This window comes from Vibrio sabulosilitoris (genome assembly GCF_055391395.1).
In genome coordinates, this window is the sequence record NZ_AP029599.1 from 3,153,109 (window position 1) to 3,168,646 (window position 15,538).

Sequence of the window (15,538 nt, forward strand, 5' to 3'; positions counted from 1 at the left end):
CCTTAGCAGCACTATTTTCTATTCTAGGTTGCTGTGAACATTACCCTTCTCGGCCCAGGCGCGATTGGCAGCCTATGGGCATATCACCTTTGCCAAAGCGGTCATCAAGTCACCCTGTGGGGACGCGGCGCCTCTGGTAGCAATACTTTTCATCTTGATCAAAAGCCAGACATCACCCTTGCCTATAATCAATTGGAGTCACTGGCAAAGGCCGATTTAGTTTTGGTCACGGTTAAGGCCTGGCAGGTCGAAGCGGCACTCGAGCCTCTTATCGGTCACCTACACCCAGACACTATGATTGTTTTGATGCATAACGGCATGGGCACGGCTACCTGGCTGGCGGATAAGCTGGGAAATAATCCACTTTTGCTTGCAACCACTACCCACGGTGCTTTGCGCGCCTCCGAGCGCGAGATTCGCCATACCGGGCAAGGTATCACCCATATCGGTGGTATTAACCACGCCGGCAAGCAGTGTCATTTTCTCAAAGATGTCCTAGCGCATAGCTTACCCAGCGTTGCTTGGTGTGACGATATCCAGGCCGCACTGTGGAATAAGCTCGCAATAAATTGTGCCATCAACCCCATCACCGCAAAATACGCCATCACCAATGGCGAGTTGGCTAAGCCGGAGTACCATCAAGAGTTGCTCGAGGTGGTGCGAGAGGTACATCAGGTGATGATCGCTGAAGGCGTTTCTATTCAGCTTACCGAGCTTCAGGCTAAGGTTGATGATGTGGTGCGCCTGACCGCTAAAAACTACTCTTCTATGCAGCAAGATATTGAGCATGGCCGGCGCAGTGAGATTAACTACATTACCGGCTATCTACTGCGCCGAGCGAGCGCACATCAACTAGAGTTACCGTATAATCAAGCTCTTTACGAGCACATCCAGCAAATGGAAAAAGAGAATCTATCCCATGAGTAAAAAAGTCCTTGTCCCAATCGCCCCAGGCTCTGAAGAGATGGAGGCGATCACCATTATCGATATGATGGTGCGCGCGGGTTATGACGTGGTTACCGCCAGCGCCGAGTTTGAAGGCGCCTTGGTGATGAAAGGCTCACGTAATATCACCCTGACGGCTGACTGCACCTTGGTTGATATCGCAGATGGCGAGTTTGATGCCGTTATCTTGCCCGGTGGTGTGGGTGGCTCAGAGGTATTTCGTGACAGCACAGTGCTGGTTGAGATTGTGCGCCAGCAGATGTACGAGGGCAAACTGGTTGCGGCAATCTGCGCTGCGCCAGCACTGGTTCTGCAGCACAATAACCTCTACCCAGAGGCACTGATGACCTGCCACCCAAGCTTTCAAGCGCACATTCCAGAGTCAAATTGGCGCGTGAAGCGCGTCACCTATGATGTAAATCATAACCTGCTGACTAGTCAAGGGCCGGGCACGGCGCTGGAGTTTGCCATGGAGATCATTATCCACCTATCTGGCAAAGCCCACGCATGGAGCGTTGCCGAGCCGATGATCACGGTTCCCAACCTGCATTACAACAAACTGGGTGAGCAAGCCGATGCTTGATATTTATGCTGTTCGTCAGCAGTTTCCCGCGCTGAGTCAGAGCGTGAATGATACGCCATTGGTGTATCTTGACAGCGCAGCGACCACACAAAAGCCACAGTGCGTGATTGATACTATCAGTCACTATTACTCGCGCCAGAATGCCAATGTGCATCGTGGCAGTCACAGCCTTACCGCGCATGCCACCAGCCAGTTTGAGGCGGCCAGAACGACCGTCGCCGAGTTTCTTGGTGCCGGGAGTAAAGAGATCATCTGGACACGCGGCGCAACTGAGGCACTCAACCTGATTGCCCAGACCTACGCTCGGAGTATCCTTGAGCCGGGTGACGAGATATTAGTCGGCGAGATGGAGCATCACGCCAATATTGTCCCATGGCAGATTGTCGCCGAGCAAACAGGTGCCATGTTGGTCAAGATACCGATGACCGCCGAGTGCCAACTGGATATGCAAGCTTATCGCGCCCTGCTGTCGGCTAAAACCAAGATCGTTGCGGTGGCGCATATTACTAATGTGACCGGCACCCGCCAGCCCATTGAGCAGGTGATCGCCCAAGCTCATGCAGCTGGGGCAAAGGTGGTGGTGGATGGCGCGCAAGGCATTGTCCATGAGCCGCTCTCTATGTCTGAGCTCGATGCCGACTTTTATGTCTTCTCTGGGCATAAGCTGTTTGCCCCAGCGGGTATTGGCGTGCTGTATGGCAAGCTTGAGCTGCTTGAAGCCATGCCGCCATGGCATGGCGGCGGTAAGATGGTCGAGCGCGTCTCGTTTGAGCGCACCACCTTCTCACAACTACCGGGCAAATTTGAGGCCGGTACCCCTAATGTTGCGGGAGCACTAGCGCTAGCGACGGCTATAAGATGGTATCAAGGCTTTGATTTAGGCCAGATTGAGGCACATATTCATCAGCTTCACTTGCGCACCTATCAAGCACTGCAAGCGATAGACGATATTGAGGTGCTCGGCTATCAACCTGAGGCTTCTGTGCTGACTTTTGTTGTCGACGGGGTACATCATCAAGATATTGCCACCCTACTCGATCAGCAAGGTATTGCGGTGCGTGCTGGACACCACTGTGCTCACCCACTGATGGACGCGCTCAAGGTCAAAGGCACGGTCAGGATCTCTTTTGCAATCTACAACAGCTTAGAGGATGTCGAGCGTCTAATCGCAGCGATTGAGAAAGCCATGGATATGCTCTAACCAGCCTTTGGCATGGAAAAATGAGCACTCATTTGCCGAGTGCTCATCGATTTCTTAGCGGTGACGCGTTGATGCTGGTTACTCGGCCCGATAATCCTTAGGGGTTTGGTCGAGGTTTTTCTTAAATACCGAATACATATACTGCAGAGAAGGGTAACCACACAGATCGGAGATCTCGGCAATTGGCAGCGATGTGGTACTGAGCAGATTACAAGCGCGATTGAGCTTGGCATTGTGGATTTCCTGATGAATCGAATGACCCCGCTCTTGCTTAAACCGCCCTTCCATATTTGAGCGCGAGATCCCAACATAACTCAACACTTGCTCCACCTTGATCCCCTTACAGGCATTGTGGCGGATATAGTGCATCGCTTGGATCACATAGGGGTCTTTAAGGGCCTTAAAATCGGAGCTTTGCCGAGCAAACACCTCGGTCGGTGGCACCAATACCCGTGGCATCGATGTCCGCCCTCCCTTGCCCTCAAGCATATTATGCAGCATTTTTGCTGCGCGATAGCCCATCTCTTTGCACCCTTGACCCACCGAGCTGAGTGAGACTCGAGTCAGGTATTGCGCCAACTCCTCGTTATCAATCCCAATCACCGAGACCTTATCCGGTACCATCACGCCCAAGCGTTCACAGACTTGCAGCAAATGCCGTGCCCTTGAATCGGTGACCGCGATGATCCCCACTGGAGTGGGTAGCATCTCAACCCAGTCAGCGAGCCGATTCATGTCGTACTGCCAAGTTTTCGAGCAGGTTTCAGCGCCAAGAAACACTGCGCCGTGATAGCCTGCTTTTTCGACTACCTGGTTAAACGCCAGTTCGCGCTCTTTTGCCCAGCAGCGTGAAGAGTCCGACGGGGCACCGTAAAAGGCAAAGTTCTCGATGCCCTTATCTTTAAGGTGCTCAAAGGCAAGCCGCACCACCGCATAGTTGTCAGTGGCAATATAGGGCACGTTCGGGTACTGAGCCGGATCGTGATAGGAGCCGCCAACCGCAATCACTGGCACCTTTAGGGCAGAGAGTTTTGCTGCCACCTCCGGGTTATCAAAATCGGCAATGATGCCATCACCCTCCCATTCATCGAGATGCTCGAGATGAGTGACAAAATCCTCCTCAAGGAAGATATCCCACTCACACTGGGAGGCTTGCAGATACTCACCGATACCCTCTATAACCTGACGGTCGTAGACTTTATTGGCATTAAACAGCAGTGTGATACGAAAACGTTTATCCATACAAAAACAAAGCTGAATGAAATTTAATCGATTGTATCAACCTGGCTTCGAACGATGTTTGACTTAAAACTCAATTAAGCAAATCCACTAACGATGGAGCGCACAAAAAAAAGAGCTCGCCTTGGCGAGCTCGATAACAGACAGATTCGAGTTACTTGAAGACAATCCGATTCACGATGTTCTCTAGGTACTCCTGACGGCCCGATTCAATTCCCGGTGCGATGTCATTATCAAGCGCATACTGCATCACCGATTCGAGACTCATGTCGCCTGCCAAGATCTTTCTGCCCAAGCCATCATTCCAGCCTGCATAGCGCTGAGCAATGTTGTGCGACAGCTGATCGTTCTCAATCATCTTCGCCGCACGCTCTAAAGACAGTGCCATGGTGTCCATACCACCAATATGGCCATGGAACAGGTCCGCAGGGTCAACCGAAGGACGGCGCAGTTTGGCGTCAAAGTTAAAGCCACCGGTGGTAAAGCCACCAGCCTTGAGGATTTCGTACATGATCAGGGTGTTTTCCTCAACACTGGTTGGGAACTGGTCGGTATCCCAGCCAAGCTGCGGGTCGCCTCGGTTGGCATCGATAGAGCCAAACAGACCAAGCGATGTGGCCGTCGCCACCTCGTGTTGGAAGCTATGACCGGCCAGAGTGGCGTGGTTAGCCTCGATATTCACCTTGACCTCTTTCTCAAGACCAAACTGCTTGAGGAAGCCATACACGGTTGCCGTATCATAGTCATATTGGTGCTTGGTCGGCTCTTGTGGCTTAGGCTCAATCAAGATGGTGCCTTTAAAGCCAAGCTTGTGCTTGTGCTCCACCACCATCTGCATCATGCGGCCAAGCTGCTCACGCTCTTGACGAAGGTCCGTATTGAGCAGGGTCTCATAGCCCTCACGACCACCCCACAGTACATAGTTTTCCGCACCTAGGCGCTTGGCTGCGCCCATAGCATTAAAGATTTGCGTGGCAGCATAAGCAAACACTTTCGGATCGGGGTTAGTCGCCGCGCCACACATGTATCTTGGGTTTGAGAAGGCATTGGCCGTACTCCAAAGCAATTTGACGCCCGACTCTTGCTGTTTCTGCTCAAGATAGTCGACCATCTGCGCGAAATTATTCACGTACTGTTTGATATTACTGCCTTCTGGCGCGACATCGATATCATGGAAGCAGTAGTACGGCACGCCAAGCTTGGTGAAGAATTCAAACGCGGCATCGGCCTTCATCTTCGCCATCTCCATGGCATCGCCACCCTTCATCCACTGACGATCATAAGTACCCGCACCAAACACGTCCGAGCCTGGCCAACAGAAGTTATGCCAATAACAAGCGGCAAAACGCAGATGCTCTTTCATCGATTTACCCAACACCATTTTGTCGGCATCGTAATATTGAAAAGCGAGAGGGTTATCAGAAGTGCTTCCCTCATATTTAATCTTATCTATACCGCTGAAGTACTGTGTCATAAAGATAACTCCCATATGGATTTATTTAGCTGTGCAATTAATCTTTGACCTTTATCTGCGCGGCTGCAATTACGATATTTTATTTTGGATTTTATCTATTTTACTTCTGTGCTTTAGATCGCAATAGTCATTTACCTCTCGCCAATATAAATTCGCAAGTGACTGTATTTAAATAAATAAAACCTAATGTTGTTTATGTCGATCATTTACAACTCTTTAACCAAATCACAAAACAGAAAGTTAGCAAAAAAACATAAAACACTAATTAAATCTATTAAAAGAAACTGCTAAATCCATGTTGTAGAGTTTTAACCAGCTTGCAATAAAAGCAACGCGTACCCTACATGAACGTGATACAAAGGATAGTGAAATGAAAAGATTAATAGCACTTCTATGTACTACACTGATGATCATTAACACCCCAGTTTTAGCTAAGAGTCTTAAGATTGGCATGGTGATCGATGACTTGCGACTCGAGCGATGGCAAAAAGACCGAGATATATTTGTCGATACTGCAGAATCTCTCGGCGCAAAAGTATATGTTCAGTCTGCCAATGGTAATGAACAGACCCAAATATCGCAGGTCGAAAATATGATCTCACGCAGTGTTGATGTCTTAGTTATTATTCCAACGAATGGTGAAGTTCTTTCTAATGTTATTCGAGAAGCCAAGCGTGATGGTATTAATGTTCTCGCTTATGACCGTATGATCAGCAATGCCGATATTGACTTCTACCTATCCTTCGACAACGAAAAAGTCGGCGAACTGCAGGCTAAATCCTTGGTTGAAGGCAAGCCAAGCGGTAAATACTTCCTCATGGGCGGCGCACCAACCGACAACAATGCTAAGCTATTCCGTCAAGGTCAAATGAACGTGTTGCAACCTAAGATCGATGCAGGTGAGGTTGAGATCGTGGGTAACCAATGGGTTGACTACTGGCTCGCCGAAAACGCACTCAAGATCATGGAAAACGCGCTGACTGCCAATCATAACGACATCGATGTGGTTGTAGCCTCAAATGACGCGACCGCTGGTGGTGCAGTGCAAGCCCTAGAAGCTCAAGGCCTGGCAGGTAAAGTTCTGATTTCGGGGCAAGATGCTGATTTGGCTGCCATTCGTCGTATCGTCGATGGCACTCAAACCATGACCGTCTACAAGCCAATCCCGGCCTTAGCAACCCGCGCCGCTGAAATCGCCGTTGAGCTTGGTAACAACGAAGCGCCAGCGAGCAATGCGACCCTCAACAATGGCACCAAAGATGTCCCTTCTTGGCTACTTGAGCCTATTGCCGTCAATCGCACCAACCTAAAAACCACCGTGATTGCCGACAACTTCCATTCAGAAAAAGACGTTTACCGATAATTCGACCTGACGCTAGCAAAGGCGCTTAGCGCGGCTTTGCTAGTACTTATTGAGGAGTGTCTATGGCCTTACTATTGGAAATGCGCGGCATCGTGAAAAAGTTTGGTGCCGTCAAAGCCTTGGATGGCGTCAGCATCCACCTGCAAGAAGGGGAAGTGCTGTCTTTATGTGGCGAAAATGGCTCGGGAAAATCCACCCTGATGAAGGTGTTGTGCGGCATCTACCCACATGGCGATTATGAGGGCGAGATCATCTATAAAAATACGCCTATTCAGCCCAAAAAAATCTCTGACACCGAGGCCCTTGGCATCGCCATCATTCACCAAGAGCTGACCCTAGTCAAAGAGTTAAGTATTTTAGAAAACCTGTTCTTGGGCGCAGAGCTGTGTAGCCATGGCATCATGGATTACGAGCGCATGCACCTTGAAGCGGCCAAGCTATTGCAAAAAGTTCGCTTGGATGTCTCTCCGCAGACCATCGTTGGCGACTTAGGGGTCGGCCAGCAGCAGTTAGTGGAAATCGCCAAGGCGCTATCAAAAGACGCCAAGCTGCTGGTGCTTGACGAGCCGACCGCACCACTGACCGAGTCAGAGACTGATATCCTGTTGTCACTGGTCAAAGAGCTGCGCTCTAGCGGCGTGGCGTGTATCTATATCTCGCACAAGCTCGGCGAGGTCAAAGAGATTTCCGATCATATCTGCGTGATCCGCGATGGCCAACATATTGGCACGCGCCCCGCCGATGAGATGAGCACCGACGACATTATCACCATGATGGTTGGTCGTGAGATGAAACAGCTGTTTCCAAGGGAAGATCACGATATCGGTGAGGTGGTTCTCGAGGTCAAGCAGGTTAACGCGTGGGATAAAGCCAACGCCTCAATCCCCAAAGTGCGCAATGCCAGTTTTCAGCTGCGCCGAGGGGAAATTTTAGGTGTCTCCGGTCTGGTCGGTGCAGGACGAACTGAACTGATGGAGTGCCTCTACGGCTGCTACCAAGGCAAGCATCAGGGCGAGTACTTCCTTGAGGGGCAGCAACTTGTCATCAACAGCAGTAAAGAAGCGCTGAGCTACGGTATCGCTATGGTGCCTGAAGATCGCAAGCGCAATGGTATCGTGCCGATCATGGGAGTCGGAGCCAATATCTCCCTGTCGGCTATCGATCAGTTTACCCATCATGGTGTGGTGGATGACACTCGCGAAGCGAATGCGATTGCCGATTCGATTACGCGCCTGACGGTCAAAACTCCCAATACTGAGCTGGCGATAAGAAACCTTTCTGGAGGTAACCAACAAAAAGCCATCCTTGCCCGCTTTCTGATGGTTAAGCCAAGTGTGCTTATCTTGGATGAGCCGACTCGAGGCATTGATGTCGGTGCGAAATACGAGATCTACAAGTTAATGTTTAGCCTGGTTAAGCAGGGGATCAGCATCATCATGGTCTCCTCCGAGCTGCCTGAAGTGCTCGGCATCAGCGACCGCGTGCTGGTGATGCACGAGGGCGAGATCAAGGGCGATTTGATCAACCAAAACCTGACGCAAGAAATCATTTTGGACTGTGCGTTATCTGAAGGAGAGACCGCATGATGGAACAATCAACATTACTCAATAAAAAGTCTGAGGGCGGGCTGGTTTCTCAGCTAAAGCAGATGAATGTACAGCTGCTAGTAATGGCGGCCGCTATCTTAGTTATTATGCTGTTTTTCAGTGTAATGACCGACTGGGCCTACCTCACTCCGCGTAACATCTCTAACCTTTTCCGCCAAACCGCCATCACGGGGATTTTAGCGATAGGTATGGTGTTTGTCATCATCAGTGGTGAGATTGACCTCTCTGTGGGCTCGATGATGGGGCTGCTCGGCGGTGTCGCTGCCATCCTCGACGTGTGGCTTGGCATGCCCTTAATCGTCACGATTATGTTCACCCTAACGGCCGGTCTGCTGCTTGGGACCTGGAACGGCTGGTGGGTGGCCTATCGCAAAGTGCCGTCGTTTATCGTCACGCTCGCGGGTATGCTGGCGTTTCGCGGCATCCTTATTGGCATCACCGATGGCACCACGGTGGCGCCAACCTCAGAGGCGATGTCGATCATCGGCCAGAGCTATCTGCCTAACATGATAAGCCTTGTGCTTGGTGTGGGCTGCTTGGCAATGTACTTTGGCTGGCAGAAAAAGCGCAACATTCAGCGTAAAAAGTATGACCTTCCGGTGCCTAGCACTCAGGCTTCCTTGCTGAAAAATACGGCATTAGGTATCGCGATCTTAAGCATCATCCTGCTGCTTAACGATTATCGCGGCGTACCTACCCCTGTGCTCCTTCTCACCATCTTCCTAGTTGCCGGTGCGTTTATTGGTCTCAAAACCCGCTTTGGCCGCCGAATCTACGCCATCGGCGGCAACATCGAAGCCTCACGCTTATCGGGCATCGATGTCGAAAAGAACAAGCTGTCTGTCTTTGCGATGAATGGCTTTTTAGTCGCGGTGGCTGCGCTGATCCTAAGCTCGCGCCTTGGCGCTGGCTCGCCATCGGCGGGGAATATTGCCGAGCTTGATGCGATTGCGGCCTGTGTGATTGGTGGCGCGAGTCTCGCCGGTGGGGTCGGTACCGTTGTTGGGGCCGTGATCGGCGCCTTTATCATGGCTTCGCTGGATAACGGTATGAGCATGATGGATGTTCCGACCTTCTGGCAATACATCGTCAAGGGCTCCATCTTGCTGCTCGCAGTATGGATGGACAGTGCAACCAAACAGAAACGCTAAGTAAGTGAGGCAAGTTATGTATATCGGTATTGATTTAGGTACATCCGGGGTCAAGGTGATTATCCTCGATGATGGCGATAAGATCCTCGCGAGCGAGACAGAGCCACTGACTGTGCAGCGCCCTTATGAGCTGTGGTCAGAGCAAGAGCCTAAGCAGTGGTGGCTTGCGACTTGCGCAGCTATGGATAAACTCGCTAAACAGTTAGACTTATCTAAAGTGGCTGCCATTGGTCTCTCCGGGCAAATGCACGGTGCAACCTTGCTCGACGAGCACCATCGCGTGCTGAGACCGGCCATCCTATGGAACGATGGGCGCTGCTTTGAGGAGTGTCTAGAGCTTGAGGAGCTGGTGCCCAACTCAAGACAAATCACCGGCAACCTGATGATGCCGGGCTTTACCGCGCCCAAGCTCAAGTGGGTACAAAAACACGAGCCTGAGATCTTCGCCCAAGTGGCGAAGGTATTGCTGCCAAAAGACTACCTCAGATATCAGTTATCAGGAGACTTTGCTTCTGAGATGTCCGATGCCGCAGGCACTATGTGGCTGGATGTCGCCAAGCGCGACTGGAATGATGGGCTACTCAAGGCTACCGATTTAACCCGCGAGCAGATGCCCAAGCTCTACGAGGGAAGTGAGATCACAGGCACCCTACTACCTGACCTAGCCCAGCGCTGGGGCATGGATTGTGTACCTCTTATCGCTGGTGGTGGTGACAATGCCGCGGGAGCGGTTGGGGTTGGTATCACGCAACCGGGTCAAGCCATGCTGTCACTAGGCACCTCTGGGGTCTATTTTGCCGTCAGTGATGGCTTTCTTGCCAACCCAGAATCGGCGCTGCATAGCTTTTGCCATGCACTGCCAAAAACCTGGCATACCATGTCGGTGATCTTAAGCGCGGCCTCCTGCCTAGACTGGGTCGCTAAGCTCACCCACCAGCCCGATGTCGGCACCATGTTGGATGAGGTCGAAAGCGATGCTAGCCCAAGCTCAAAGCTGGTATTTTTGCCGTATCTTTCCGGTGAGCGCACCCCACATAATGACCCAAAAGCCAAGGGAGTTTTTTTCGGTCTAAGCCACGAGACCTCGCGTGCAGATATCGCCCAAGCTGTATTGGAAGGTGTGGGTTTTGCCCTTGCTGATGGTCTTGATGCCGTGCATCACACCGGCATGGTGCCAGAAGAGATCTCTCTGATAGGCGGCGGCGCAAGAAGCTCATACTGGCGTCAAATGCTGGCCGATATTTTTGACCATAGATTGGTTTATCGCTCAGGTGGAGAGGTCGGCCCCGCACTCGGCGCAGCCAGACTAGCAAGATTAGCGATCGCTGAGGGCGCCACACTAGCAGACGTATGCCCAGAGCCCGAGCTAGTCGCAATCCACGAGCCAAACCCACAGCGCACTCAAGCCCTAGCAGAGAAACGTGCAACGTATAAAAACTTATATATGTCGCTTAAAGACCTGTTCTAACCAAGTCAGGGGCAATTTGAGGCTCATCCCCGGTTGCCCCACAAACACCCCTCGCAGCAACGCGACCTCGACTCTCGAATCCCGACTCTCTCACTAGCGCACTCAAGCCCTAGCATAAAAACGCACAACGTATAAAAACTTGTATAAGTCACTTAAGGCAGATTGTAGTGGCCAAACTCACTATGCCACTACAACCAACATTCACGTCGATAATGATGGGGTTGGAAGAGCGTATTTGAGGTACTGACTAGTGGCTACTCCAGCGAAAGGCCTGTTCAGCAAAAACAGTTACTCATCGGCCCTTAGGAAGCGTGCTAACACCCCTTTGCCCTATTCGTTGCTAGGTGCTGTTAAATAATATTTGTTCTTTTGGGGCTTTTGCCCAAGTTCCTCTAATGGTGGGCCGCGTGATTGATACTAACGATATGCGATAGCTGACACAGTTTGCGAATATAAAAATTAATACAATTCGCACCATAATTGATTTTCTAAAGCGCGAGAATAGCCTGATGAAGTACGTGGTAGAAATGCTCAGCGATAGACTTGACCTAATAGACGAAGTCGCATCACTTGATGACCAGTCATGGCCGGTATTTTTGCAGAATGGCGACGCAAAGAGCTGGTCCCATTTTTATAATGAGTTAAGCGATAGCGTACTGGTTTTAACGAGTAACGATAAGCTCATTGCTGCAGGATTTACGGTTCCATTAGTGTGGGACGGCACTACAGCAGACCTGCCTGATTCTATCGAAGAAGTGTTAAACCGAGGATTGCTAGTCAAGCGCTGTAATGTTCAAGCAAACACGCTTGTGCCTATAGGAGCGCTAGTTGACCGAGAAGCTAGAGGTCAAGGTCTCAGCTCCAAGATCCTTGTAGAGATGAAGAATTTTGCTCTAGGCTCTAATATTTCGTCATTAGTCGTACCTGTAAGGCCGATGTTTAAAACCAAATATCCACTTCAGTCTATCCAAGAGTACGCACATTGGAGAAATGATGATGGGTTTCTATATGATCCCTGGCTTCGAGTACATGAACGTCTAGGTGCTGAAATCATCAAAATCACTGATTGTACTTTGGAAGTTAAGAGTTCATTAGAGAAGTGGAGTGAGTGGACAAATATGGTTTTCCCTGTATCGGGGGAATACGTCGTAAAAGGTGCCCTTTCGCCTGTAATTGTCGACAAAGAGAACAAGCAGGCTACCTATCGTGAACCCAATGTTTGGATGTTGCATCCAATGCCCAATTAATGCTCAGAGTAATGTCGACTCGACCACCGTTGGCACGTTTTTGCCCCATTTAGTGTTTAGCCTCCCACTTGTCCAACTTAAGCTCACCAGTGTTTGACCTAGTTTTTATTATGGCTGTAATCTTGGCATTTCTTTGACCACTACAAGGGCTTAACGGTTCTTGTCAGCCGTACGATTAGCTCTAAGTTATGGAGGATAAATGGCAAATCCACGAGTTTTGAAAGCTCAGGTTAAAAACGTGACCTGTGGCGATGATGTCACAATTATAGAACCGGCTAATGTTTATGGTTGCGAACTTAGAGATGGAGTGTTTGTCGGACCATTTGTTGAAATACAGAAAAATTCAGTTATTGGTAAGCGCACAAAGATCCAATCTCATACCTTTATCTGTGAGTATGTCACTATCGGAAATGATTGTTTCATTGGTCATGGTGTCATGTTCGCGAACGACCTATTTAAGAGTGGTCAACCTGACCCAAACCCAGATAACTGGGGACGCACAGTTATCGGTAACAACGTAACAATCGGCTCAAATGCCACAGTGCTATCTGTTAGTGTCTGTAATGACGTTGTCATTGGTGCCGGTAGTGTTGTAACTAAAGACATTACAGAGAAAGGTATTTACGCCGGGAACCCAGCTAAAAAGTTACGAGATTTACCGTGACGGCATATCTGACAAGCAGTCAAGATTTTAAGGTTATTTTTCTAACTAGGCAGAAGGTTGTTAGAGCAACGCCCCTAGCACGTCCTTGCCCCTTTCTGTTTTAGTTAAATCTATCATTAAAGTGGGTGAAACGATTTAGTCCTTACTTTATCTGACCTGAAGACTGAAATGCATGTTCAGATTAGTATTTCATCTGTTTCAACTCAATTCGCTCCATTGTTCTTCATGTTAATGTTTTCGTAGATGAAGCCATTTTGATTTAGATATCTATGGAGAAATTTTCAATGAAAAAAGCAGTGGTAATTGGTGCAAGCTCTGGTATTGGCAAAGAATTAGCTAGGCGACTCTCACGAGAGGGGTACTCATTAGGATTAGCTTCAAGACGACTGAATTTACTTCGTGAACTGGAAAGCACATTGGCAGGAGAGGTTTTTGTGAGGCAAATGGATATTTCCGATATTGAAGGATCCATGGCTACGTTAGTTAAACTCTTGGAAGAAATGGGTAGTGTCGATTTAATAGTTATTTCTAGTGGTATAGGGAACATAAATGAGTCACTAGATTGGGAAGTAGAACATCAGTCGATACAAACGAATGTTTGTGGTTTCTCGGCAATCGCAAATGTTGCGGTCAAACATTTTGTATCGCAAGGAACAGGTCATCTAGTTGGTATTTCATCTGTTGCCGCATTACGAGGAGGAAAGCACGCTCCTGCTTATAATGCATCAAAGGCCTATGTATCTAATTACCTAGAAGGCCTGAGAAACAAGCTAATGTCATCAAATGGAGCTATTAGTGTAACTGAAATACGGCCTGGATTTGTTGATACTGCGATGGCTAAAGGAGATGGGTTATTTTGGGTCTCTACAGTTGAAAAAGCTGTAGATCAAATTTATTCGGCAATAGTAGCAAAAAAGGCATGTGTCTATGTGACGCGCCGCTGGCGAATGATAGGTTGGATTTTAAAATTTTTGCCAAACTCTCTCTATCACCGCCTATAAAGTGTGATAAAGATTGGTGTGGTGCCTGAATGACTTTAGCTCTAGCCACCCTATAAAGGTTTTGCAATACCTCAAATAATCCGTCAACTGCTAGCTGAACGAGAACTATAGCTCTTTTTTGTCCAGAACCTTGCTGACTGAGGCTCTGATACACTTAAGGATCTATTCTAATCAAGTCACGGGCAACTGAAGGATTATCCCCGGTTGCCCCACAAACACCCCTCGCAGCAACGCGATCTCGCCTCTCGAATCTCGCCTCTTCGCGCTAAGCGCGAGCAAGCCCCTGGATTTGCTCAACAATCGCCTTAAGCCCATTACCACGTGAAGGACTAAGGTGGTCAATCAAGCCAAGCGCAGCAAAATACGCATCGATATCAAACGCCTGGATCTCTTGGCTGGTTTTGCCATCGTAAGCCGCCACCACCAGCGCGATTAAACCGCGCACAATACGCGCGTCCGAGTCGATAAAAAAACGCCACTGCTGACCATCCAAGCGGCTAAGCAGCCACACCTGACTCTCACAGCCAGCAACTGTCACCTGCTCTGACTTGAGCTCATCCGGCATCTTGGGCAGTTTTTTTCCCCATTGGATCACCTGACGATAACGGTCTTCCCAGCCGCGAAACTGCTGCATCGTCGCAACAATATCATCCGCGTTGATCTCGGTGCCAAATGGAGTGTCGGGAAAGGTGCTCATAGTAATAGGCCTGCCTTGCGATTGAATTAAGAATACTTCTGGATCAGTTTTTCGACAATTCTTGCCACAGCAACAAAGCCGAAGGTCGCGGTCACCACTGTTGCAGCGCCAAAACCACTAGCACAATCCATGCGCTTTGGCCCCTCTGCGGTCGACTTCACCCCACAAACGCTGCCATCAGGCTGCGGGTATTTGAGCTGCTCGGTTGAGAACACGCACTCAATACCAAACTTACGCTGTGGATTAGTTGGAAAATTGTGGTGACGACGCAGGGTATCTTTGATCTTCTTCGCTAGAGGGTCTTGAATCGTTTTGGTCAGATCCGCGACTTTAATCTGGGTTGGGTCAACCTGACCACCGGCACCACCAATGGTGATCACCTTGATCTTGTTGCTGCGACAATACGCCAGCAGCGAGGCTTTCGCCTTAACACTATCAATCGCATCTAGCACATAGTCATACCCTTTACTCAGATACTCATGCTGATTATCTGGCGTAATAAAGTCATCAATCAGGTTGACTTTACACTCAGGATTAATCAGCTTGATGCGCTGCTCCATCACCTCAATCTTGCTCTGGCCAACCGTGCCGGACATCGCATGGATCTGACGATTGATGTTGGTCACACACACATCGTCCATATCAATCAAGGTTATCTCGCCAATACCAGTGCGCGCAAGCGCCTCTGCCGCCCATGAGCCAACGCCGCCGATACCGATCACACACACGTGCGCCGCCCTGAGGATTTCAACTTCACTGTTGCCGTAAAGTCGGCGCGTGCCGCCAAAACGTTGGTTGTAGTTGTCCGAGGCTGGTGCATCAAGAGTGCGCATACAGGTTCCTATCACAAGCAGAAAAAGAAAGAGTGCGATTTATACGCACTCTTACTGCAAATGTC

The 15,538-nt window shown here is 49.6% G+C and carries 14 protein-coding genes; 10 read left to right on the forward strand and 4 right to left on the reverse strand.

Annotated features, from left to right (window positions below; translation table 11 throughout):
* Positions 1 to 33: 33 nt before the first annotated feature.
* Genes panE through ACZ5R2_RS14830 form a run of 3 tightly spaced genes read left to right on the forward strand, consistent with a single transcriptional unit; the run spans position 34 to position 2,729 of the window.
* Positions 34 to 927: a 2-dehydropantoate 2-reductase gene (gene panE, locus ACZ5R2_RS14820; protein ID WP_464900102.1), complete on the forward strand. Its 894-nt coding sequence runs from the start codon at positions 34 to 36 to the stop codon at positions 925 to 927.
* Positions 920 to 1,528 (forward strand): DJ-1 family glyoxalase III, encoded by a 609-nt coding sequence (locus ACZ5R2_RS14825; RefSeq protein ID WP_464900103.1) that lies wholly within the window; start codon positions 920 to 922, stop codon positions 1,526 to 1,528. The genes panE and ACZ5R2_RS14825 overlap by 8 nt, the downstream gene beginning before the upstream one ends.
* The gene (locus ACZ5R2_RS14830) at positions 1,521 to 2,729 is read left to right on the forward strand and encodes an aminotransferase class V-fold PLP-dependent enzyme (RefSeq protein WP_464900104.1); all 1,209 of its coding nucleotides are present in this window, start codon (positions 1,521 to 1,523) and stop codon (positions 2,727 to 2,729) included. The genes ACZ5R2_RS14825 and ACZ5R2_RS14830 overlap by 8 nt, the downstream gene beginning before the upstream one ends.
* A gap of 78 nt (positions 2,730 to 2,807) precedes the next feature.
* On the opposite strand, the gene ACZ5R2_RS14835 is transcribed toward ACZ5R2_RS14830, so the two are convergent.
* A complete protein-coding gene (locus ACZ5R2_RS14835) occupies positions 2,808 to 3,971 on the reverse strand; it encodes a XylR family transcriptional regulator (protein WP_464900105.1) in 1,164 nt (387 codons plus the stop codon).
* Positions 3,972 to 4,122: 151 nt separating this feature from the next.
* Entirely contained in the window at positions 4,123 to 5,442 is a 1,320-nt protein-coding gene (gene xylA, locus ACZ5R2_RS14840; protein WP_464900106.1) for a xylose isomerase, read from the reverse strand.
* A gap of 370 nt (positions 5,443 to 5,812) precedes the next feature.
* Here xylA and xylF point away from each other — a divergent pair, with 370 nt between their 5' ends.
* The 7 genes from xylF (at position 5,813) to ACZ5R2_RS14875 (ending at position 13,943) form a co-directional block, all read left to right on the forward strand.
* Positions 5,813 to 6,805, forward strand: coding sequence for a D-xylose ABC transporter substrate-binding protein (gene xylF / locus ACZ5R2_RS14845; RefSeq protein WP_464900107.1), 993 nt, complete (start codon positions 5,813 to 5,815; stop codon positions 6,803 to 6,805).
* 62 nt (positions 6,806 to 6,867) lie between these two features.
* Entirely contained in the window at positions 6,868 to 8,391 is a 1,524-nt protein-coding gene (locus ACZ5R2_RS14850; protein ID WP_464900108.1) for a xylose ABC transporter ATP-binding protein, read from the forward strand.
* Positions 8,391 to 9,563 carry a sugar ABC transporter permease gene (locus tag ACZ5R2_RS14855; protein WP_464902380.1) on the forward strand — a complete coding sequence of 391 codons (1,173 nt, stop codon included), beginning with the start codon at positions 8,391 to 8,393 and terminating at the stop codon, positions 9,561 to 9,563. Before ACZ5R2_RS14850 ends, ACZ5R2_RS14855 begins: the two co-directional genes overlap by 1 nt.
* A gap of 16 nt (positions 9,564 to 9,579) precedes the next feature.
* The gene (gene xylB, locus ACZ5R2_RS14860) at positions 9,580 to 11,031 is read left to right on the forward strand and encodes a xylulokinase (RefSeq protein WP_464900109.1); all 1,452 of its coding nucleotides are present in this window, start codon (positions 9,580 to 9,582) and stop codon (positions 11,029 to 11,031) included.
* 509 nt (positions 11,032 to 11,540) lie between these two features.
* Positions 11,541 to 12,278 carry a hypothetical protein gene (locus ACZ5R2_RS14865; protein ID WP_464900110.1) on the forward strand — a complete coding sequence of 246 codons (738 nt, stop codon included), beginning with the start codon at positions 11,541 to 11,543 and terminating at the stop codon, positions 12,276 to 12,278.
* Between the two features lie 199 nt (positions 12,279 to 12,477).
* Positions 12,478 to 12,942 (forward strand): acyltransferase, encoded by a 465-nt coding sequence (locus tag ACZ5R2_RS14870; protein ID WP_464900111.1) that lies wholly within the window; start codon positions 12,478 to 12,480, stop codon positions 12,940 to 12,942.
* Positions 12,943 to 13,226: 284 nt separating this feature from the next.
* The gene (locus ACZ5R2_RS14875) at positions 13,227 to 13,943 is read left to right on the forward strand and encodes an SDR family NAD(P)-dependent oxidoreductase (protein ID WP_464900112.1); all 717 of its coding nucleotides are present in this window, start codon (positions 13,227 to 13,229) and stop codon (positions 13,941 to 13,943) included.
* Between the two features lie 265 nt (positions 13,944 to 14,208).
* On the opposite strand, the gene csdE is transcribed toward ACZ5R2_RS14875, so the two are convergent.
* On the reverse strand, positions 14,209 to 14,640 hold the full coding sequence (gene csdE / locus ACZ5R2_RS14880; RefSeq protein WP_464900113.1) for a cysteine desulfurase sulfur acceptor subunit CsdE: 432 nt from the start codon (positions 14,638 to 14,640) through the stop codon (positions 14,209 to 14,211).
* Between the two features lie 26 nt (positions 14,641 to 14,666).
* Positions 14,667 to 15,473 (reverse strand): tRNA cyclic N6-threonylcarbamoyladenosine(37) synthase TcdA, encoded by an 807-nt coding sequence (gene tcdA, locus ACZ5R2_RS14885; RefSeq protein WP_464900114.1) that lies wholly within the window; start codon positions 15,471 to 15,473, stop codon positions 14,667 to 14,669.
* Positions 15,474 to 15,538: the final 65 nt, after the last annotated feature.

Bases quoted from the DNA above. Each gene is read 5' to 3' on its own strand.
- ACZ5R2_RS14825 (WP_464900103.1), top strand. From the start codon at position 920: ATGAGTAAAAAAGTCCTTGTCCCAATCGCCCCAGGCTCTGAAGAGATG.
- ACZ5R2_RS14830 (WP_464900104.1), top strand. From the start codon at position 1,521: ATGCTTGATATTTATGCTGTTCGTCAGCAGTTTCCCGCGCTGAGTCAG.
- ACZ5R2_RS14835 (WP_464900105.1), bottom strand. From the start codon at position 3,971: ATGGATAAACGTTTTCGTATCACACTGCTGTTTAATGCCAATAAAGTC.
- xylA (WP_464900106.1), bottom strand. From the start codon at position 5,442: ATGACACAGTACTTCAGCGGTATAGATAAGATTAAATATGAGGGAAGC.
- xylF (WP_464900107.1), top strand. From the start codon at position 5,813: ATGAAAAGATTAATAGCACTTCTATGTACTACACTGATGATCATTAAC.
- ACZ5R2_RS14850 (WP_464900108.1), top strand. From the start codon at position 6,868: ATGGCCTTACTATTGGAAATGCGCGGCATCGTGAAAAAGTTTGGTGCC.
- ACZ5R2_RS14855 (WP_464902380.1), top strand. From the start codon at position 8,391: ATGGAACAATCAACATTACTCAATAAAAAGTCTGAGGGCGGGCTGGTT.
- xylB (WP_464900109.1), top strand. From the start codon at position 9,580: ATGTATATCGGTATTGATTTAGGTACATCCGGGGTCAAGGTGATTATC.
- ACZ5R2_RS14865 (WP_464900110.1), top strand. From the start codon at position 11,541: ATGAAGTACGTGGTAGAAATGCTCAGCGATAGACTTGACCTAATAGAC.
- ACZ5R2_RS14870 (WP_464900111.1), top strand. From the start codon at position 12,478: ATGGCAAATCCACGAGTTTTGAAAGCTCAGGTTAAAAACGTGACCTGT.
- ACZ5R2_RS14875 (WP_464900112.1), top strand. From the start codon at position 13,227: ATGAAAAAAGCAGTGGTAATTGGTGCAAGCTCTGGTATTGGCAAAGAA.
- csdE (WP_464900113.1), bottom strand. From the start codon at position 14,640: ATGAGCACCTTTCCCGACACTCCATTTGGCACCGAGATCAACGCGGAT.
- tcdA (WP_464900114.1), bottom strand. From the start codon at position 15,473: ATGCGCACTCTTGATGCACCAGCCTCGGACAACTACAACCAACGTTTT.